Consider the following 20261-nt stretch of genomic DNA (forward strand, 5'->3'; position numbering starts at 1 on the left):
CCGCCTTTGGTATAATCCCATATCAAAACCTATTATCAACCACGTGTGGTGTCTGGCGGAACAGGGCTGGATAGCGACACGGCCTTAACTGAGGTTCTCCCATGAAAAAAGGTATTCACCCTAAATACGAAGAAGTTACTGCAAACTGCTCTTGCGGTAACGTGATCAAAATCCGCTCTACCGTGGGTCACGATCTGAACCTGGACGTTTGTGGCGAATGCCACCCGTTCTACACTGGCAAGCAGCGTGATGTTGCTACCGGTGGCCGCGTTGACCGCTTCAACAAGCGTTTCAGCGTACCAGGCGTTAAGAAATAAGTTTTCTTATCGTCAGATGAAAAAGGCGCCTTCGGGCGCCTTTTTTCGTTTTTGCCTTCGGTACAGGCAGGATCAATATTCCCAGGTATCAGGGTCGACACCCAATTCTCGCATCAGTACTTTCGCGGCTTCCGGGATTTCATCGCTGCGTTCTTTGCGCAGGTCTTCATCGTTCGGCAGCGGCTGGCCGGTAAAGGCGTGCAGGAATGCTTCACACAGCAGTTCGCTGTTGGTGGCGTGGCGCAGGTTGTTGACCTGGCGACGAGTCCGTTCATCCGTCAGGATTTTCAGCACCTTCAGCGGAATAGATACCGTGATTTTTTTGACTTGCTCGCTCTTTTTACCGTGTTCAGCGTAAGGGCTGACATACTCGCCGTTCCACTCAGCCATGGGACACCTTAAATTTGTCTGAAAAATACAAAATTCTAAAAACCGGCCAATTATGCCCGATCTTCACTGTGCTCACTAAATAAATGTCTACTTTACGCGATAAGGGTCACTGAATCTGATGATTTAATAGGCTATGCCTATGCATTATTGGGCTAACATCTTATCGTCATGACAAACCGCCATAATTTTAGCGGGTATTGTCCCTTTGCTCAATCTATACGCAAAGAAGTTTAGATGTCCAGATGTATTGACGTCTATATCCGCTGCGGTTAATCTTTAGACCTTATTCCCCCACTTTCCGAGAGCCGAGCCACCCTATGACGCGTAAACCAGCCACGATTGCCGTACGTAGCGGTCTGAATGATGACGAACAGTACGGCTGTGTCGTCCCGCCGATCCATCTTTCCAGTACCTATAACTTCACCGATTTCAACCAGCCCCGAGCTCATGATTACTCACGTCGTGGTAACCCGACGCGTGATGTCGTGCAGCGTGCGCTGGCAGAGTTGGAAGGAGGTGCGGGGGCGGTGATGACCGGGAGCGGGATGTCGGCGATCCATCTGGTGACCACGGTATTTCTCAAACCGGGCGATCTGCTGGTGGCCCCTCATGATTGCTACGGTGGCAGCTACCGCCTGTTCGACAGCCTGAGCAAACGCGGAGCGTATCGAGTGCTGTTTGTCGATCAGGGGAATGAAGCCGCATTGCGCGATGCGTTGGCTCAAAAGCCGAAGTTGGTGCTGATCGAAAGCCCAAGCAACCCGTTATTACGCGTGGTGGATATTGCCGCCATCTGTAAAGCGGCCCACGAAGCTGGTGCGCTGACCGTGGTGGACAACACCTTCCTCAGCCCGGCGCTGCAACAGCCGATCGAACTGGGTGCCGACCTGGTCGTCCACTCTTGTACCAAATACCTCAACGGCCACTCCGACGTGGTCGCGGGCGCGGTGATCGCTAAAGATAAAGATCTGGCGGTCGAGCTGGCTTGGTGGGCCAACAATATTGGCGTCACCGGCGCGGCATTCGATAGCTATTTGTTATTGCGGGGGATGCGTACCCTGTCGCCGCGTATCAAGGCTGCACAACATAATGCCGAGGCGATTGTCGGCTATTTACAGCAGCAACCCTTGGTCAAAAAGCTGTATCATCCTTCCTTGCCAGAAAACCCTGGCCATGAGATTGCGTGCCGTCAGCAACGTGGGTTCGGTGCCATGCTCAGCTTTGAACTGGATGGGGATGAAGCGCTGCTGCGCCGCTTCCTGTCTGCTCTGGAGCTGTTTACGCTGGCGGAATCCCTGGGTGGCGTAGAAAGCCTGATCTCACATGCGGCAACCATGACTCACGCCGGTATGGCGCCAGAAGCGCGTGCCGCAGCGGGGATTTCCGAAAGCCTGCTGCGTGTTTCCGTGGGGATTGAAGACAGCGAAGATTTGATTGCCGATCTGGAACAAGCCTTCCAGGCGGCGGCTACGAGGTAAGTCATGAATGCAATTGCGGTAGCAGGGCCGGTTAGCGGACGTCAACTGCACAAATTTGGCGGCAGCAGCCTGGCAGATGTGAAGTGTTATCTGCGGGTGGCCGGGATCATGGCCGAATACAGCCAGCCGGGTGACATGATGGTGGTGTCGGCGGCGGGTAGCACCACCAACCAACTGATCAGCTGGCTGAAGCTCAGCCAGAGCGATCGTCTTTCCGCGCATCAGGTGCAGCAAACGCTGCGCCGTTATCACAGTGAGCTGATCGGCGGGTTGTTGCCTGTAGAAACGGCGGAACCGCTGATTGCCGAATTTATCCACGATCTTGAACGCCTGGCGATCCTGCTGGACGGCAAGGTTGATGATGCGGTGTATGCCGAAGTGGTGGGGCATGGTGAGATCTGGTCAGCCCGCCTGATGGCTGCGGTGCTGAACAAGCAGGACATGCAGGCGGCATGGCTGGACGCGCGTGATTTCCTGCGTGCCGAACGCGCGGCGCAACCGCAGGTTGACGAAGGCCGTTCCTATCCGTTATTGCAGCAACTGCTGGCACAACATCCGGGCAAACGTCTGGTAGTGACCGGCTTTATTTCGCGTAATGACAGCGGTGAAACCGTGCTGTTGGGGCGCAACGGCAGTGACTATTCCGCCACGCAGGTTGGCGCATTGGCCGGTGTGGAGCGAGTCACCATCTGGAGCGACGTGGCCGGGGTTTACAGCGCCGATCCGCGCAAAGTGAAAGATGCCTGTCTATTGCCGCTGTTGCGTCTGGATGAGGCTAGCGAACTGGCCCGTCTGGCGGCTCCGGTGCTGCATACTCGTACCTTGCAGCCGGTGTCTGGCAGCGATATCGATCTGCAACTGCGTTGCAGCTATCAGCCTGAGCAGGGGTCGACCCGTATCGAGCGCGTGCTGGCTTCCGGCACCGGTGCCAAAATTGTCACCAGCCACGATGATGTCTGCCTGATCGAACTCAGCGTTGCGCCGCAGCATGACTTCAAGCTGGCGCAGAAAGAGTTGGATCTGGTGCTCAAACGTGCACAGATCAAACCCTTGGCCGTAGGGGTTCATCCTGACCGTAACCTGCTCCAGCTGTGCTACACCTCGGAAGTGGTGGGTAGCGTGCTGCGCATTTTGCAGGAGGCCGGATTACCGGGTGAACTGCAACTGCGTGAAGGGTTGGCGCTGGTAGCGTTGGTGGGCGCGGGCGTGTGCAAGAATCCACTGCATAGCCATCGTTTCTATCAGCAGTTGAAGGACCAGCCGGTGGAGTTCATCTGGCAGGCAGAAGATGGCATCAGCCTGGTGGCAGTGCTGCGTCAGGGGCCGACCGGTCTGCTGATCCAGGGCCTGCACCAAACGTTGTTCCGCGCGGAAAAGCGTATTGGCCTGGTGCTGTTTGGCAAAGGCAATATTGGTTCGCGCTGGCTGGAACTGTTTGCTCGCGAACAGAAGAATATCTCTGCGCGCAGCGGCTTTGAGTTTAGCCTGGCAGGGGTGGTGGATAGCCGTCGCAGCCTGCTCAATTATGAAGGGTTGGACGCCAGCCGCGCGCTGGCGTTCTTTGAGGATGAAGCCCAGGAACTGGACGAAGAGTCGCTGTTCCTGTGGATGCGGGCGCACCCGTTCGACGATCTGGTGGTGCTCGACGTCACCGCCAGCGGGGAGTTGGCGGAGCAATATCTGGACTTTGCCAGCTATGGCTTCCATGTGATCAGCGCCAACAAGCTGGCGGGGGCCTCGTGCAGCGCCAATTACCGCCAGATCCGCGATGCGTTTGCCAAAACGGGCCGCCACTGGCTGTATAACGCCACCGTGGGGGCCGGGCTACCGGTGAACCATACCGTGCGCGATCTGCGCGACAGCGGGGACAGCATCCTGGCGATCAGCGGCATCTTCTCCGGCACGCTTTCCTGGCTGTTCCTGCAGTTTGACGGCACGGTGCCGTTCACCGAGCTGGTGGATCAAGCCTGGCAGCAGGGGCTGACGGAGCCGGATCCGCGTGTTGACCTGTCTGGACAAGACGTGATGCGTAAGCTGGTGATCCTGGCGCGTGAGGCGGGTTATGACATTGAACCTAACCAGGTGAGGGTGGAGTCGCTGGTGCCTGCAGGCGCGGAGCAAGGCTCCATCGATCAGTTCTTCGAGAACGGCGATGCGCTGAATCAGCAAATGCTACAGCGTTTCGAAGCGGCCAACGAAATGGGCCTGGTGTTGCGCCACGTGGCGCGTTTCGATGCCAATGGCAAAGCGCGCGTTGGCGTTGAGGCCGTGCGGCCAGAACATCCGCTGGCTTCGCTGCTGCCTTGTGACAACGTGTTTGCCATCGAGAGCCGCTGGTATCGCGACAACCCGCTGGTCATCCGTGGGCCAGGGGCCGGTCGCGACGTGACTGCTGGAGCCATCCAGTCCGACCTTAATCGCTTGGCACAACTGCTTTAAATCTTCGCTTTAACCTCGGGGGTGGCGCTACGCTGCCCCCGTTCAATCCTTCAACATGAAATTCTCTCATCTTGCGTGAGGATTAATCATCGTATCTCCCTCACTTTCCTGTTGACTCTTCAGGCAACATCCGGCATTTTCTATCTAGACGTCTAAACGTATAGACGCTTATTATAACGAAGCAAAACAGTGATCGATAAGAGGCGGACAGGGTATGAGTTTTTATCACGCAAACCAGCGGGAAGCGCTGAATCAGAGTCTGGCAGAGTTAAACGGCCAGATTAACGTGTCGTTCGAGTTCTTCCCGCCGCGCACCAGCGAGATGGAAGATACCTTGTGGCAGTCGATCGATCGCCTGAGCAGCCTCAAACCCAAGTTTGTCTCTGTGACCTACGGTGCCAACTCGGGTGAGCGCGACCGTACCCACAGCATCATCAAGGGGATCAAAGAGCGTACTGGTCTGGAAGCTGCCCCTCACCTGACCTGTATTGATGCCAGCCCGGCGCAGCTGCGTGAGATCGCTACCGATTACTGGAACAGCGGTATCCGCCATATTGTCGCGCTGCGCGGTGATTTACCGCCAGGCGGTGGCAAGCCGGAAATGTATGCGGCCGATCTGGTCACGCTGCTCAAAGACGTCGGCGACTTTGATATTTCTGTCGCGGCCTATCCGGAAGTGCATCCGGAAGCGAAAAGCGCCCAGTCAGACCTGATCAACCTGAAACGTAAAATCGATGCCGGTGCCAACCGTGCCATCACCCAGTTCTTCTTCGACGTAGAAAGCTATCTGCGTTTTCGTGATCGTTGTGTGACCGCTGGCATCGACGTAGAAATCGTGCCGGGCATTCTGCCCGTATCCAACTTCAAACAGCTCCAGCGCTTTGCCACCATGACCAACGTGCGGGTGCCAAGCTGGATGACCAGCATGTTTGCCGGGCTGGATGACGATGCGGAAACCCGCAAGATGGTCGGTGCCAATATCGCCATGGATATGGTGAAGATCCTGAGCCGCGAAGGGGTCAAAGATTTCCACTTCTATACGCTCAACCGTGCGGAAATGAGCTACGCCATCTGCCATACCCTGGGCGTGCGTCCTGGTGCAGTGGTTGGCTGATAGATAGCGGTTGCCGTTGCGGCAACCGCGCCATCATCAAGGAACGGCCGGTTGCGTGAGCATCTCCAGGAACCACTGCCGGAATCCTTCGACATCGATTTCCAGACAAACCTCGGCATTGGCTGGCCGTTTCAGACGGTTGGCCAGATCGACGCAGGTCGTTCCTCTGGTCAGTTCACCTTGCGTTTCTACCGCCACATGGCAGGCTTGAGTGGTAAACAGCTCGGGTTTTGCCAGATAGGCCAGAGCGCATAGGTCATGCATTTTCAGCCCACGGCTCATACTCCCACCCCGATAGTGTTGGAACAGGCTATGCAGCATGGCCCCGGTGCGGTTCAGCGTGGGTAAGCTGGCAATCATCTCGGCGGTGAGCGTAGCCCGGTTGGTGACGTCCAGCCCGCACATGACAATCGGGATACCGCTGGTAAACACCATGCTGGCGGCCTCGGGATCCACGTAGATATTAAACTCCGCGTTTGGCGTATGGTTGCCACGGCTGGCGGAGCCTCCCATCATGACGATCCGCGCGATAGATGGCTTACATTCCGGGTAGAGCGTGAGCAACAGGGCAATGTTGGTTAACGGGCCAATCGGCACCAAGACTAGCGGCTCCTTGCTGGCCAGAAGCAGGTCGCGCATCACTTCAACGGCATGACCGTCAACGATCTGCCGTGTCGATTCTTCAAACTCGTACCCATCCAGGCCGGAGTTGCCGTGAATATGGCTGGCATCCTCCAGTTTACGCACCAGCGGAGCCGCTGCCCCGCGAGCTACGGGGGTGGACGCACCCAGGAAATGCAGCAGGCGCAGCGCATTGTTGGTGGTTTTATCCACGCTGACGTTGCCTGCCACCGTACTCACCAGGCGCAGGTCGATTTTTGGATGAAACAGCGCGGCAACCAGCGCGACGGCGTCATCAATACCGGGATCGGTATCCAGGATCATGGCAATAGGTGCAGAGCTAGAGGACATAATATCTCCCATACAGGATGGATCAGGCGTTAGCGCTGAAGGTCAAAATAGCTGGCGATAGTGCTCATTGGCATCTCCTCAGAACGAATAGCGGATCAGCGTGAAAATCAGGGTGGCGATAAACCCGATCAGCAACGGCACCGAGGTTCTTTTGACCACCTCAATCGGGCTGACTTTGACTACTGATGCCACGATGATCACCACTGCAGAGACTGGCGACATCGCACGGATAAGGTTTGAGGTCAGCTGCATCGGCAGGGCAATCATCACCGGATCGACGTGAGCCTGGGTGGCTATCGAGGGAATAAGCTCGATAAAGGAGTAGAACACCGCATTACCGCTACCGCTGATCAGCGTGATCAGCGCGGTCAGGCCGGAGAAGATAAACATCAGGCCGATCCCGGCGTTATTGACCTCTTTAACCAGCGAGGCTACGGTGCCGATGGCCCCGATGGCGGTCAACCCGGCTACCAGGGTGCTGGCAGCCACGATCAACACCACCACCTGTGAGAAGCCTTGCCCCATACCGGTAAAGAACAGCGACGAGTTTTTCATTTGCTCGCGCAGGTCGCCCTTGCGGATCAGTTCCACAATAAAGGCCAGGGCAAACGAGAACAGGGTAATTTCCACCAGGCCGATTTTGATCTGGCGGAAGAACAGGCCAAATATCACGATCAGGAGTAACGGGATTAGTGGGAACAGGGCATAGTAAGCCGGAGGAAGCTGGCTGTTGGTGGCCAATTTACTCTCATCGACGTCGGTAAACGCGGCTGCACCCTGGCGCTTATCCATGTACTTTTGCCAGAAATAGTGCGCGATGCCGATAATGGCCAGCACCGGCAGTGAGATAACGGCATGGTGCAGGGTGACGTAGTCCACCACGTGCTCGAAACCCAGGATTTTGGCTGCGACCACATTATCACCACCCAGCGGAGTGGGCACGATGGTGGCGGTAGTGGCAATAACCCCGGCGGCGCTGAGCGAGGACATGTTTGCCACCCGCAGAATGGGGTAGAGCGTGGCCATTAAAATCACGGCGAGGGAGGCGGCGCTGGGAATAATCAACGACAACAGTGACCCTATCCAGAATACGATCGGCACCAGAATATAGGGGGAGCGGATCTTCGCGATGGGTTTTGACATGATTTTAACCGCGACATCGTTTGCGCCAATGTGCGACATATAAGCGGAAAAGCCGAACAGCACCATGATGATGATGCCCGCCCGGCTAAACTGCTTGATGAAATCCAGCTCGATTTGTTTTAACGGATCCAACCAGACGGTTCCCGTCCCCGTTCCAGCGCTCAAAATCGGCAAGCCCAAGGTGGCTGCCGCCAACATGAGTACGATCCCTGCGCTAAACAACACCAGCTTGGTGTCGTAGTTCTTGGCAATGGCGTAACCGGCCACGACGAGTACTGCCAAGCTGATTAATAGTGCTACATCCATTTACTTTCCCTGCCATCATCAATCTTCATGATAAATATCTTTCTGTGAAGATATTTTCAAGAAGGTAAGGTCTTTGTCTATCACCAGTAACAATTAGTACCGGTAATCCTGACGGAATTCTTTGCATAATCAACACAAAAGGTGTGGCCAAACGGAGCATGGACTCAGAATAATAGTATTGATAACCCGCAGCGAGTGACCGCTGGGACAAAATCCGCAGATTAGGGACGGGGGGATAACCGGGGGAAAATAAGCACCGACGCCGATCGCATCGGTGCTTGCAGTAAATGATGAAGCAATATTAGCCGGTGTTGCGCATCCCGGCCGCCACGCCAGCAATAGTGACCATCAGTGCCTGCTCAACGCGGGCATCCGGGTGCTCCTGCTGACGTGAACGGTGCAGCAGCTCGGCCTGCAACACGTTTAGCGGGTCGGTGTAGACGTTGCGCAACGCGATAGATTCGGCGATCCACGGCAGGTCTTCCATCAGATGATCGTCGTTGGCGATGGTCAGCACCACCTTGATATCGCTGGCCAACTGTTCCCGCAGCTGTTTGCCCAGCGGCCATAGGGCCTTGTCTACCAGGCGTTGATCGTAGTATTCCGCCAGCCACAGGTCGGCTTTGGCATAGACCATTTCCAGCATTGCGATACGGGTAGAGAAGAACGGCCAGTTGTGGCACATGGCTTCCAACTGATCCTGCTTACCGGCCTTCACCGCTTCTTGCAGGCCAGCACCGGCACCCAGCCAGGCTGGCAGCATCAGGCGGTTCTGCGTCCAGGCGAAAATCCACGGAATGGCGCGCAGGCTTTCAACACCGCCGTTCGGGCGGCGTTTGGCCGGGCGTGAACCCAATGGCAGTTTCCCCAGTTCCTGCTCTGGCGTAGCGGCGCGGAAGTAAGGTACAAATTCAGGGTTTTCACGCACGTAACCGCGATACATGTTGCACGAGGTTTCGGACAGTTCATCCATCAGCGTGCGCCATTCTGGCTTAGGCTCCGGCGGTGGCAGCAGGTTGGCTTCCAACACCGCACCGGCGTACAGCGCCAGGCTGCTGATGGTGACTTCTGGCAGGCCGAATTTAAAGCGGATCATCTCGCCCTGTTCGGTCACGCGCAGGCCACCTTTCAGGCTACCTGGTGGTTGGGACAGCAGAGCGGCGTGCGCAGGTGCGCCACCACGGCCAATTGAGCCACCACGGCCATGGAACAGCGTCAGCGCTACTCCGGCCTTCTCACAGGTTTTGATCAGTGCGTCCTGTGCACGGTATTGCGCCCAGGAGGCCGCCATCACGCCAGCATCTTTTGCCGAGTCGGAATAGCCGATCATGACCATCTGTTTGCCCTGAATAAAGCCGCGGTACCAGTCGATGTTCAGCAACTGGGTCATCACGTCTTCGGCGTTGTTCAGATCGTCGAGGGTTTCGAACAGTGGGGCCACAGGTAGCGCGAATGGGCAACCAGTCTCCTTCAACAACAGGTGCACGGCCAAGACGTCGGACGGGGTACGAGCCATGGAAATGACGTAGGCGGCGATCGAACCTTGTGGCGCTTCGGCGACCACCTTGCAGGTTTCCAGCACTTCCTGAGTGTCTGCACTCGGCTCCCACTTCAGTGGCACCAGCGGACGCTTGGAGTTCAGCTCACGGATCAGGAATGCCTGTTTGTCGGCTTCTGACCAGCTCTCATAATCCCCCAGGCCCAGATAGCGGGTCAGTTCGGCAATGGCTTCGGTATGGCGGGTGCTTTCCTGGCGCACGTCGATACGCACCAGCGGCACGCCAAAGCAGCGTACGCGGCGCAGCGTGTCCAGTAGTTGGCCATTGGCGATAATGCTCATGCCACAGGCCACCAAAGATTGGTAGCAGGCGTACAGCGGTTCCCACAACTGCTCGTTATTTTCCAGCAGGTCGTGCGGACGCAGCACGCGCTCACCCTTCAGGCGGCCTTCAAGGTAGGCCTGGGAGCTCATCAGCTGGCTGCGCAGTTGCTTCATCAATTCGCGATAAGGTTCTTGTACTTCGTCACCGCCGGCAAGTTCGCGCAGCTCAGGAGTACATTCGGTCATCGATAGCTCGGAGACCAGCACCTGAATATCACGGGTGAACAGATCGCAGGCCTTCCAGCGGCTCAGCAACAGCACGTGACGGGTAATTTCGGCGGTTACGTTCGGGTTGCCGTCGCGGTCGCCGCCCATCCAGGAGGTGAAGCGGATAGGCACGGCTTCTACCGGTAGGCGGTAATCGATGGAGTTTTCCAACTGTTCGTTGAACTCGCGCAGGAAGGCCGGTACACCTTCCCACAGGCTGTTTTCCACCACGGCAAAGCCCCATTTGGCTTCATCGACCGGGGATGGGCGATTCTTGCGGATCTCGTCGGTATGCCAGGATTGCGCGACCAACTGGCGCAGACGGCGCATGATTTTATTGCGTTCGTAGTCGGCCAGGTCGTTATGGTCCAGCTGGCTCAGGCAGGTGTTCACCTCAACCAGCTTGTGGATCAGGGTGCGGCGGGTGATTTCCGTTGGGTGAGCGGTCAGGACCAGCTCGATGGAAAGATCGTCCACCGCCTTTTGCAGCTGTTTGTTATCCAGCTTGTTGTCTTTCAGCTTGGTAAACAACTGCGCCAAGGCTTCCGGGTTGCTAGCCGCTTCGCCGTGTGGCGAGATGCTGTGGTATTGCTCGGCAACGTTGGTCAGATTAAGGAATTGGCTGAAGGCGCGGGCAACGGGCAGCAGCTCATCGTTGGACAGGTTCTGCAGCGTGGAGAGCAGCTCCTGACGATGCGCCTCGTTACCGGCACGTGAAGATTTGGAAAGCTTACGGATAGTTTCAACGCGATCGAGAATATGCTCGCCCAGCGCTTCTTTAATGGTATCGCCTAGCAGTTTGCCGAGCATACTGACATTACTTCGCATTGCCGAATATTGTTCGTTCATATAATCCCTGACCCAGTTCTTTGCATACTTATCATCCTCCGATCGTGGTGTTTTTCGCCACTACCTGAACACGATGAGTACGTGATTTTTCATCTTGTAAGTAAATTTCACGTGCCGTCGCAGCCTGCCGGTTTTATCTGGTCACGTGCCTGTCCAATCATCAATTGACACTATTTTTAGCAAAAAAACATCAAATTCGGCGTATTTTCTGAAATTTAATTACGCGCGGCCGGTTATCAGTCTGGCTTATCGGCTTAAATTACTACGTCTTAAGAGGTAGGGAATGGTAACCCATTCCCCTGTTGTTATTAAGGTTTATTGCCGGCAGAAATGGTCGACCAACTGACCCAGCAGCTTACGCGTTGGCTCAATAAATGCGGTATCCAGATACTCATCCGGCTGATGCGCCTGATTGATCGAACCTGGGCCGAGCACCAGCGTTGGGCACACTTCCTGGACGAACGGCGCTTCGGTGCAGTAGTTGACCACTTCGGTGCGTGAACCCAGCAGTTTTTCAATCACTGCCACCATGTGATGGTCGGTTGGGCATTCGTAACCAGGGATCGGCGGATGTAGCTCATCGATCGTCAAGCGGCCCGGCCAACGTTGGCTTACCGGTGCCAACGCTTCGTGCAGGAGTTCGTTGATGTTATCCAGCGTCATCCCCGGCAGCGGGCGGATATCCATATGCAGTTCACAGCAGGCACAGATACGGTTAGCCGCATCGCCGCCGCTGATATGGCCAAAGTTCATGGTTGGGTAAGGCACCGCAAACGCCGGGTTGTTGTAGCGCTCTTGTAGGGTTTTGCGCAATTCCATCAGATGCCCAATCGACTCATGCATCAGATCGATAGCATTGACACCGCGCGCCGGATCGCTCGAATGGCCCGACTGACCAACGATGCGGATCGCACTGGAGATATGGCCTTTATGCGCGCGCACCGGTTGCAGCGAGGTTGGCTCGCCGATGATGGCAAAGTCCGGGCGGATTTTGCTGGAGGCAGCAAAGTAGCGTGCGCCAGCCATCGTCGTTTCTTCATCGGCGGTAGCCAGAATGTACAACGGCTTGGTCAGCTTACTGGCATCGATATCGCGTACCGCATCCAGAATAAAGGCGAAGAAGCCCTTCATGTCGGCGGTCCCCAGCCCGTACAGCTTGTTGTCGTGCTCGGTCAGGGTAAAGGGATCTCGTGTCCAGCGCCCCTGATCGTAAGGCACCGTGTCCGTATGGCCCGCCAGCAGCAGGCCGCCGCTGCCTTCACCGAGGCTGGCCAGCAGGTTGAATTTGTTGCGGGTGTCCGGCACGGGCTGCACGTCGACGCGGAAGCCCAAATCGTTGAACCAGCCGGCTAGCAAGTTGATTAATGCTTCATTACTCTGATCGAGGGCGCCATCGGTGGCGCTGATCGATGGAGTGGCGATCAACGCCCGGTACAGCTCAATAAATGGAGGTAATTTCATCTTCACTGTTGACAGCCTTTGGTTAGGATAGTATCAATATTCATGCATTTATTTTGAATAAAAATACAGTAAGCTAGAGCGTAAGGGAACCTGCAACCCGGATGTTGATAAAAACATCACGCTCAACCACGTGGGTGAACCGCGCAACAACGCGACCAAGCCCTGCTACCAGGGTCGCCGTGACTCTTAGATTGCTAGCCAAGAAGGTGAAAGGCCACATGTTGAATACGCTGATTGTTGGTGCCAGCGGTTATGCCGGAGCAGAGCTCACGGCTTACCTGAATCGCCACCCACACATGAACATAACCGCTTTAGCGGTTTCAGCGCAAAGTGCAGATGCAGGAAAATTGCTTTCCGAGCTGCACCCTCAATTAAAAGGCATCGTCGATCTGCCATTACAGCCGCTGGTTGACGTTGCCGCAGCGGCCAAAGGCATCGACGTTGTTTTCCTCGCGACTGCCCATGAGGTGAGCCACGACATCGCGCCAGCATTCCTGGCCGCGGGTTGCGTGGTGTTCGATCTCTCCGGCGCATTCCGCGTGCAGGATGCTGATTTTTATCAACAGTATTATGGTTTTACACACCAGCATGCCGACTGGCTGGCGCAGGCAGTTTACGGCCTGGCGGAGTGGCAGAGTGAAAAACTCAAGCAGGCGCAGTTGATTGCCGTGCCGGGCTGCTACCCAACGGCGGCGCAGCTGGCGCTCAAACCGCTGCTCGACAAGCAATTACTGAACCTGGATCAATGGCCGGTCATCAACGCCGTTAGCGGCGTGAGTGGTGCAGGGCGTAAAGCCAGCGTCACGACCAGTTTCTGTGAAGTCAGCCTGCAACCTTATGGCCTGTTCAATCATCGTCATCAGCCAGAAATTTCTGCCCATCTTGGGGTGCCGGTTATCTTTACGCCACACTTGGGAAACTTCCCTCGGGGTATTCTGGAAACCATCACCTGCCGCCTGAACAAGGGCGTCACCGCGCAGGACGTGGCAGCGGCTTACCATGCGGCGTATGACGACAAACCGTTGGTGCGGTTGTATGACCAAGGGGTGCCGGCACTGAAATCCGTGGTGGGCCTGCCGTTCTGCGATATCGGCTTTGCCGTGCAGGGCGAGCATCTGATCGCCGTAGCCGCAGAAGACAACCTGTTGAAAGGTGCGGCCGCTCAGGCGGTGCAGTGTCTGAATATCCGTTTCGGCTTCCCTGAAACCCAATCCTTACTTTAAATCAGCGTGAGTAAACAGCAATGAATCCATTGATTATCAAACTAGGTGGCGTGCTACTGGACAGTGAGGAAGCGCTGGAGCGTTTGTTTACCGCGCTGGATGTCTATCGCCAGGAACATCAGCGCCCGCTGGTGATCGTTCACGGCGGCGGCTGCGTGGTGGATGAATTGATGAAACAGCTCTCCCTGCCGGTAGTGAAGAAGAACGGCCTGCGCGTTACTCCAGCCGATCAGATCGACATCATCACCGGCGCACTGGCAGGAACGGCCAATAAAACCCTGCTGGCCTGGGCGGTGAAGCACAAAATTAATGCGGTTGGCCTGAGCCTGGCGGACGGTGGCAGCGTTGCGGTAACTCAGTTGGACCCAGTGTTGGGCCACGTGGGCCACGCAGTACCAGGAACGCCTGCGCTGCTCAATACCTTGTTGGGCGCTGGCTACCTGCCAGTGGTCAGCTCCATCGGCATCACTGCCGAAGGCCAACTGATGAACGTAAACGCCGATCAGGCTGCGACGGCCCTGGCCGCCACGCTGGGGGCGGATTTAATCTTGCTGTCGGATGTCAGCGGTATTCTCGACGGCAAAGGGCAGCGCATCGCGGAAATGACCGCACAAAAAGCCGAGCAACTGATTGCTCAAGGCATCATTACCGATGGTATGGTGGTGAAGGTCAATGCGGCGCTGGATGCTGCACGTACCCTTGGCCGCCCGGTAGATATCGCCAGCTGGCGTAATGCCGAAAAGCTCCCTGCTCTGTTTAATGGTGTGTCGATTGGCACCCGGATCCTCGCTTAAATTTAGAATTAAAAAGGAATAACACAATGCAAAACAAAGGCATCAAGAAAATCGTTCTGGCGTACTCCGGCGGTCTGGATACTTCGGCCATCATTCCGTGGCTGAAAGAGAACTACGGTGGCTGTGAAGTGGTAGCCTTCGTGGCAGACATCGGCCAGGAGCGCGGCGATCTGGAAGGCGTTGAGCAGAAAGCTCTGCAATCCGGTGCCTCTGAGTGTCATGTTGTCGATCTGCGTGAAGAGTTTATCCGTGACTATGTTTATCCGGTGCTGCAGACCGGTGCACTGTACGAAGGCAGCTACCTGCTGGGTACCTCAATGGCACGTCCGATCATTGCCAAGGCTCAGGTTGAGCTGGCGCTGAAAGTGGGTGCCGATGCGCTGTGCCACGGGGCCACCGGTAAAGGCAACGATCAGGTGCGTTTCGAAACCACCTATACCGCATTGGCTCCGCACCTGAAGGTGGTCGCGCCTTGGCGTGAGTGGAACCTGCGTTCCCGTGAGGCCCTGCTGGATTACCTGAAAGCGCGTAATATCCCAACCACCGCTTCGCTGGAGAAGATCTACAGCCGTGACGAAAACGCCTGGCACATCTCTACCGAAGGCGGCGTGCTGGAAAGCCCGTGGAATGCACCAAACAAAGATTGCTGGGTCTGGACTGTCGATCCGTTGGAAGCCCCGGACAAGCCAGAACAAGTGACCGTCACCGTAGAGAAAGGCTGCGTGGTTGCCGTTAACGGTGAAGCCATGAGCCCGTACAAGTGCCTGGAAGCCCTGAACGTGCTGGGTGCCAAACATGGCGTGGGCCGTATCGATATCGTGGAAAACCGTCTGGTAGGCATCAAATCCCGTGGTTGCTATGAAACCCCAGGAGGCACCATTATGGTTGCTGCGCTGCGTGGGGTCGAGCAGTTGGTACTGGATCGTGATAGCTTTAAATGGCGTGAGCAGTTGGGCCTGGAAATGTCCTATGTGGTCTACGATGGTCGCTGGTTTGCTCCGCTGCGTCGTTCCATTCAGGCTTCCGCACAAGCGCTGGCGGAAGAAGTTAACGGCGAAGTGGTATTGCAACTGTATAAAGGCCAGGTGACGGCAATCCAGAAGAAATCGGCCAACAGCCTGTACTCAGAAGAATTTGCGACCTTTGGCGAAGACGAAGTTTACGATCACAGCCATGCGGGTGGTTTTATCCGTCTGTTCTCGCTCTCTTCCCGTATCCGCGCGTTGAACGAGAAGAAAAAGTAACGTCGTTGGTTTAGCGTCAATTTGAGGGGCGCAGCATGCTGCGCCCTTTCGCATACTTATTCAGGAGCAAGATTATGGCACTTTGGGGCGGACGGTTTAGTCAGGCAGCGGATCAGCGGTTCAAACAGTTAAATGATTCCCTGCGCTTCGACTATCGCCTGGCGGAACAGGATATTGTGGGCTCCGTCGCCTGGTCAAAAGCGCTGGTGACCGTCAACGTACTGACGTCAGCAGAGCAACAGCAGCTTGAGCAGGCACTGAACGTGCTGCTGGAAGAAGTGCAGGCCGATCCTCTGGCGATCGTTAACAGCGACGCAGAAGATATTCACAGCTGGGTCGAGCAGAAGCTGATCGAGAAAGTCGGCGATCTGGGCAAAAAGCTGCATACCGGCCGTAGCCGTAACGATCAGGTGGCCACCGATCTGAAACTGTGGTGCAAACATCAGGTTAGTGAACTGCATCAGGCATTGGTACAGCTGCAACAGGCGCTGGTAGAAACCGCCGAAGCCAATCAGGATGCGGTGATGCCGGGTTACACCCACCTCCAGCGTGCCCAGCCGGTAACTTTTGCCCACTGGTGCCTCGCTTACGTTGAGATGCTGGCGCGTGATGAAAGCCGCCTGCAGGATACGTTGAAACGTCTGGACGTTAGCCCGCTGGGTAGCGGTGCCTTGGCCGGAACTGCTTATCCGATCGACCGTGAACAACTGGCTGGCTGGTTGGGTTTTGCCTCTGCCACGCGCAACAGCCTGGACAGCGTCTCCGATCGTGATCACGTGCTGGAGCTGCTGTCCAATGCTGCCATCAGCATGGTGCACCTGTCGCGCTTTGCCGAAGATCTGATCTTCTTCAACAGCGGCGAAGCGGCGTTTGTCGAGCTTTCGGATCGCGTGACCTCAGGTTCATCCCTGATGCCACAGAAGAAAAACCCGGACGCGTTAGAGCTGATCCGTGGCAAGTCTGGCCGTGTGCAAGGGGCCTTGACCGGCATGATGATGACGTTGAAAGGCCTGCCGTTGGCTTACAACAAAGACATGCAGGAAGACAAAGAAGGGCTGTTCGACGCGCTCGACACGTGGATGGATTGCCTGCAGATGGCGGCATTGGTGCTGGACGGCATTCAGGTGAAGCGCCCGCGTTGCCAAGAAGCGGCACAGCAAGGCTATGCCAACGCCACCGAACTGGCAGACTATCTGGTTGCCAAAGGTGTGCCGTTCCGCGAAGCGCACCACATTGTGGGTGAAGCAGTAGTGGAAGCGATCCGCCAGGGCAAGCCGTTGGAAGACCTGCCGCTGAGCGATTTGCAGAAGTTCAACAGCGTGATTGGAGACGACGTTTATCCGATCCTGTCGTTGCAATCTTGCCTGGATAAGCGCGCGGCCAAGGGCGGCGTTTCTCCACAACAGGTTGCCTATGCGATCGCCGAGGCCAAAAAACGCCTGTTCTAAGCTACGCTTGAGGGCAGCGCAATGCTGCCCTTATCCTGCCAATCGGGCGCACAAATAACGGTTCAGGCTAACGCCTTCATCCATAGCATTTATCGCCAGACGGCGATGCTGTTCCGGGGCCATCCGCAGCACCAGTTTCCCACTGAAGCTTTTCTCTGCCAGTGCCTCTGGCGGCGTTTCGCCCTGGGCGAGCATATCGGCAATCACATCGCTCACCAGCTTTTCAATACCGTCCAACGCAGCGGTACGGGTAGGTGCCAGCCATGACAGAGAGGGAAACTCCGTACAGAGGCCGACATACTCGCTATCCTCCGCTGACCAGGTTATGCGGTAAGTGTAATGCTCATGTTTTTCCATTTTCTTCCTCCAGTTTAGCCAGCGCGCTGATCACCTGCTTGACTTGATATCCCTTTGCCATGCCGCTATTGCAGATCGTCAATGGTTTCTCTGAGTCCTTTCATTTAGCGCCCTATATTAGTATCAATATTGATATCATTTCAAGATAAAGGAGCATAAAAATGACGCTAAAACCAAAACTCGGCAAGCAAGGGGATTCAAGGCTGGAATGACATACGTAAAAAACCGGGCATGGAGGCCCGGTTGTGCTGACTGACGCAATCGCGAAAGGCTTATTCGCCAGGGCAACGCTGGCAGCGTTCTGCCTCAGACTCACCCAGCTTCAGCTTGGCTTGCAGATCGCGTAGCGCGGTACGCAACCCTTCTTCGATCACCGGATGGTAGAACGGCATATCCAGCATTTGGTCGATGGTCATTTGCTGCTGATGTGCCCAGGCCAGCAGATGGGCGATATGCTCCACGTCCGGCCCCATCATTTCAGCACCCAGGAAGCGGCCAGTCCCTTGCTCACCATAGACGTGCAAGATGCCTTTATTGCGTAGCATTACCCGGGAACGGCCCTGGTTTTCGAACGATACGGCACCCACTTCAAAGCAGCCACAGGCACTGAATTTCTGGTTCAGTTCACGGAAGGTTGAGCCGATCATGGCGATTTGCGGGTCTGAGAACACCACGGAAATCGCGCTACGGCGCAAGCCTGGTGTTACTTCTGGGAAGCTGCCCGCATTGTGCCCGGCAATACGAGCCTGATCGCTGGCTTCGTGCAGCAATGGCAACTGGTTACTGGCATCCCCGGCGATGAAAATATGCGGCACGCTGGTTTGCATGGTTAAGCGATCGGCCTGTGGCACGCCTTTGGCATCCAGCACCAGGGTGGTATTTTCCAATCCCAGCTTGTCGACGTTCGGGCGGCGGCCGGTGGCGGCCAGCACGTAATCCACCATCATTTCCTGCGTTTGGCCGTGCAGATCCTGGTAGCGGATAAACACTTTGTCGCCTTCGCGTTGCATGATGTCTACTTTGACATCCGGGTCGAGATAGAACTCTTCACCCAGCGTTTTAGCGGCATATTCCCGCACTACGCTGTCGGTCAGCGGGCCAACCGCGCCGCCAACGCCGAACACTTTAGTGGCAACGCCAAGGCGATGCAGCGCCTGGCCCAGTTCCAAACCGATCACCCCTGGGCCAAATACCGCGACGGACTGCGGCAAATCATCCCAGTTAAATACATCGTCATTGACGATCAGGCGATCGCCCAGATCGTTCCACGGCGCAGGCCAGCTAGGGCGGGAGCCGGTGGCAATTACGATACGCTGCGCGACGATGCGCGTATGCTCGTCAACCTGCAAAGTGTTGTCGTCAATGAAGCGGGCATAGCCCTGAATTTTGTCTGCGGCCGGGATGCTATCGACCCCTTCCAGTACAAAACCGACGAAGCGATCGCGCTCGCGTTTGACGCGATCCATCACTTCACGGCCATTGATGGTGGTTTTTCCCGCAGGATGGATACCAAACCCTGGAGCCCGTTCGATCTGGTGCACCGCTTCTGCCGCAGCAATCAGCAATTTGGAAGGCATACAGCCAACGCGGGCACAGGTCGTGCCAAAAGGTCCGCCCTCAATCATCACCACGCTCGGGGTAGAAAGTTTTGCTGCGCGGTAAGCGCCTAGTCCGGCAGTGCCGCCGCCAATAACGGCGACGTCGACATTCAACAGTTTCATATCCGCTCCTGAAGGGAATAAAAAAAGGGCGGGTTAGCACCCGCCAAAAGTCACATTACTGCTATACCGTTGGTTTTTTCAGGCGACAGATTGTTGAACCGTGCCTAAGGCCCATCGGGTTTATTTTTATCATTCAGGCTGACAGGAAGTTTTCCAGATCGTCGCTACCACCGATGTGGCGACCACCGATAAACACCTGTGGCACGGTAGCGCGGCCGCTGACAGCGCGCAGGCTGACCGTGGTCGCGTCTTGGCCCAACACGATTTCTTCATATTGGATCCCGCGCTCTTGCAGCATTTGTTTGGCTTTGGCGCAGAACGGGCAACCCGGTTTGGTGAACAGGGAAACCGATTCCTGCACTTGGAATTCCGGTGCCAGGTATTTCAGCATGGTGTCAGCGTCAGAAACTTCAAACGGGTCGCCCGGCTTGTTTGGTTCGACGAACATTTTTTCTACCACACCGTTACGCACCAGCATGGAGTAGCGCCATGAACGCGGGCCAAAGCCCAGATCGGCTTTCTCAACCAGCATGTTCATGCCCTTGGTGAATTCACCGTTGCCGTCCGGCACGAAGGTAATATTTTCGGCGTGTTGATCGGCTTTCCAGGCGTTCATCACAAAGGTGTCGTTCACCGAGACGCACAGGATGCTGTCAACGCCGTGTTGCTTGAACACGCTAGACAGTTCGTTATAGCGCGGCAAATGGCTTGATGAGCAGGTTGGGGTGAACGCGCCCGGCAAGGAGAACACAATCACGGTCTTGTCTTTAAACAGGTCATCCGTGGTGACATCGATCCATTGGTCGCCCTGGCGAGTATGGAAGGTAACCTGAGGGACTTTTTTGCCTTCTTGACTGGTAAACATGAATTAACCCCTTAATTAGAAAAATGAATTTTTTATGTTGGCGCCGTTGCG

General features: G+C 56.0%; 16 protein-coding genes. 8 read left to right on the forward strand and 8 right to left on the reverse strand.

What is annotated here, in order from left to right; all coding sequences use genetic code 11:
- The first annotated feature begins 101 nt into the window (after nt 1-101).
- Nucleotides 102-317, forward strand: a complete 216-nt coding sequence (gene rpmE / locus JHD74_RS06665; RefSeq protein ID WP_021181895.1) for a 50S ribosomal protein L31 — start codon at nt 102-104, stop codon at nt 315-317.
- Nucleotides 318-389: 72 nt separating this feature from the next.
- On the opposite strand, the gene metJ is transcribed toward rpmE, so the two are convergent.
- Nucleotides 390-707 carry a met regulon transcriptional regulator MetJ gene (gene metJ / locus JHD74_RS06670; protein WP_006317756.1) on the reverse strand — a complete coding sequence of 106 codons (318 nt, stop codon included), beginning with the start codon at nt 705-707 and terminating at the stop codon, nt 390-392.
- A 317-nt stretch (nt 708-1024) separates the two neighbouring features.
- Between metJ and metB the strand changes: the two genes are divergently transcribed.
- The 3 genes from metB to metF all read left to right on the forward strand — a co-directional run bounded on the left by metB (nt 1025) and on the right by metF (nt 5738).
- On the forward strand, nt 1025-2185 hold the full coding sequence (gene metB / locus JHD74_RS06675; RefSeq protein WP_021181896.1) for a cystathionine gamma-synthase: 1161 nt from the start codon (nt 1025-1027) through the stop codon (nt 2183-2185).
- A gap of 3 nt (nt 2186-2188) precedes the next feature.
- Nucleotides 2189-4624: a bifunctional aspartate kinase/homoserine dehydrogenase II gene (locus JHD74_RS06680; protein ID WP_024527912.1), complete on the forward strand. Its 2436-nt coding sequence runs from the start codon at nt 2189-2191 to the stop codon at nt 4622-4624.
- 214 nt (nt 4625-4838) lie between these two features.
- Nucleotides 4839-5738 (forward strand): methylenetetrahydrofolate reductase, encoded by a 900-nt coding sequence (gene metF / locus JHD74_RS06685; protein ID WP_024527913.1) that lies wholly within the window; start codon nt 4839-4841, stop codon nt 5736-5738.
- Between the two features lie 36 nt (nt 5739-5774).
- On the opposite strand, the gene rihC is transcribed toward metF, so the two are convergent.
- The 4 genes from rihC to argE all read right to left on the reverse strand — a co-directional run bounded on the left by rihC (nt 5775) and on the right by argE (nt 12558).
- On the reverse strand, nt 5775-6710 hold the full coding sequence (rihC, locus tag JHD74_RS06690) for a ribonucleoside hydrolase RihC (protein ID WP_199062172.1): 936 nt from the start codon (nt 6708-6710) through the stop codon (nt 5775-5777).
- A gap of 78 nt (nt 6711-6788) precedes the next feature.
- Nucleotides 6789-8159, reverse strand: a complete 1371-nt coding sequence (dcuC, locus tag JHD74_RS06695; protein ID WP_024527915.1) for a C4-dicarboxylate transporter DcuC — start codon at nt 8157-8159, stop codon at nt 6789-6791.
- Between the two features lie 301 nt (nt 8160-8460).
- Nucleotides 8461-11097 carry a phosphoenolpyruvate carboxylase gene (gene ppc, locus JHD74_RS06700; protein ID WP_024527916.1) on the reverse strand — a complete coding sequence of 879 codons (2637 nt, stop codon included), beginning with the start codon at nt 11095-11097 and terminating at the stop codon, nt 8461-8463.
- A gap of 315 nt (nt 11098-11412) precedes the next feature.
- Nucleotides 11413-12558, reverse strand: coding sequence for an acetylornithine deacetylase (gene argE, locus JHD74_RS06705; RefSeq protein WP_074029946.1), 1146 nt, complete (start codon nt 12556-12558; stop codon nt 11413-11415).
- A gap of 218 nt (nt 12559-12776) precedes the next feature.
- On the opposite strand from argE, the gene argC reads away from it, so the two are divergent.
- The 4 genes from argC (at nt 12777) to argH (ending at nt 17267) form a co-directional block, all read left to right on the forward strand.
- The gene (gene argC, locus JHD74_RS06710; RefSeq protein ID WP_024482861.1) at nt 12777-13781 is read left to right on the forward strand and encodes an N-acetyl-gamma-glutamyl-phosphate reductase; all 1005 of its coding nucleotides are present in this window, start codon (nt 12777-12779) and stop codon (nt 13779-13781) included.
- 20 nt (nt 13782-13801) lie between these two features.
- A complete protein-coding gene (gene argB / locus JHD74_RS06715; protein ID WP_199062174.1) occupies nt 13802-14575 on the forward strand; it encodes an acetylglutamate kinase in 774 nt (257 codons plus the stop codon).
- A gap of 26 nt (nt 14576-14601) precedes the next feature.
- Nucleotides 14602-15819 carry an argininosuccinate synthase gene (locus tag JHD74_RS06720; protein WP_074029951.1) on the forward strand — a complete coding sequence of 406 codons (1218 nt, stop codon included), beginning with the start codon at nt 14602-14604 and terminating at the stop codon, nt 15817-15819.
- 74 nt (nt 15820-15893) lie between these two features.
- Nucleotides 15894-17267 carry an argininosuccinate lyase gene (argH, locus tag JHD74_RS06725; RefSeq protein ID WP_074029953.1) on the forward strand — a complete coding sequence of 458 codons (1374 nt, stop codon included), beginning with the start codon at nt 15894-15896 and terminating at the stop codon, nt 17265-17267.
- A 30-nt stretch (nt 17268-17297) separates the two neighbouring features.
- Here the strand turns inward: argH and JHD74_RS06730 are convergent, their stop codons facing one another.
- The 3 genes from JHD74_RS06730 to JHD74_RS06740 form a co-directional block, all read right to left on the reverse strand.
- Nucleotides 17298-17624, reverse strand: a complete 327-nt coding sequence (locus JHD74_RS06730; protein ID WP_074029954.1) for a type II toxin-antitoxin system HicB family antitoxin — start codon at nt 17622-17624, stop codon at nt 17298-17300.
- A gap of 272 nt (nt 17625-17896) precedes the next feature.
- Entirely contained in the window at nt 17897-19345 is a 1449-nt protein-coding gene (locus tag JHD74_RS06735) for a dihydrolipoyl dehydrogenase (protein WP_199062176.1), read from the reverse strand.
- Nucleotides 19346-19478: 133 nt separating this feature from the next.
- Complete coding sequence (locus tag JHD74_RS06740) at nt 19479-20210, reverse strand: glutathione peroxidase (RefSeq protein ID WP_021181914.1); 732 nt, start codon at nt 20208-20210, stop codon at nt 19479-19481.
- Nucleotides 20211-20261 lie beyond the last annotated feature (51 nt).

Source organism: Serratia sp. ASV30 (assembly GCF_016428815.1).
Lineage (GTDB): Bacteria > Pseudomonadota > Gammaproteobacteria > Enterobacterales > Enterobacteriaceae > Chania > Chania fonticola_C.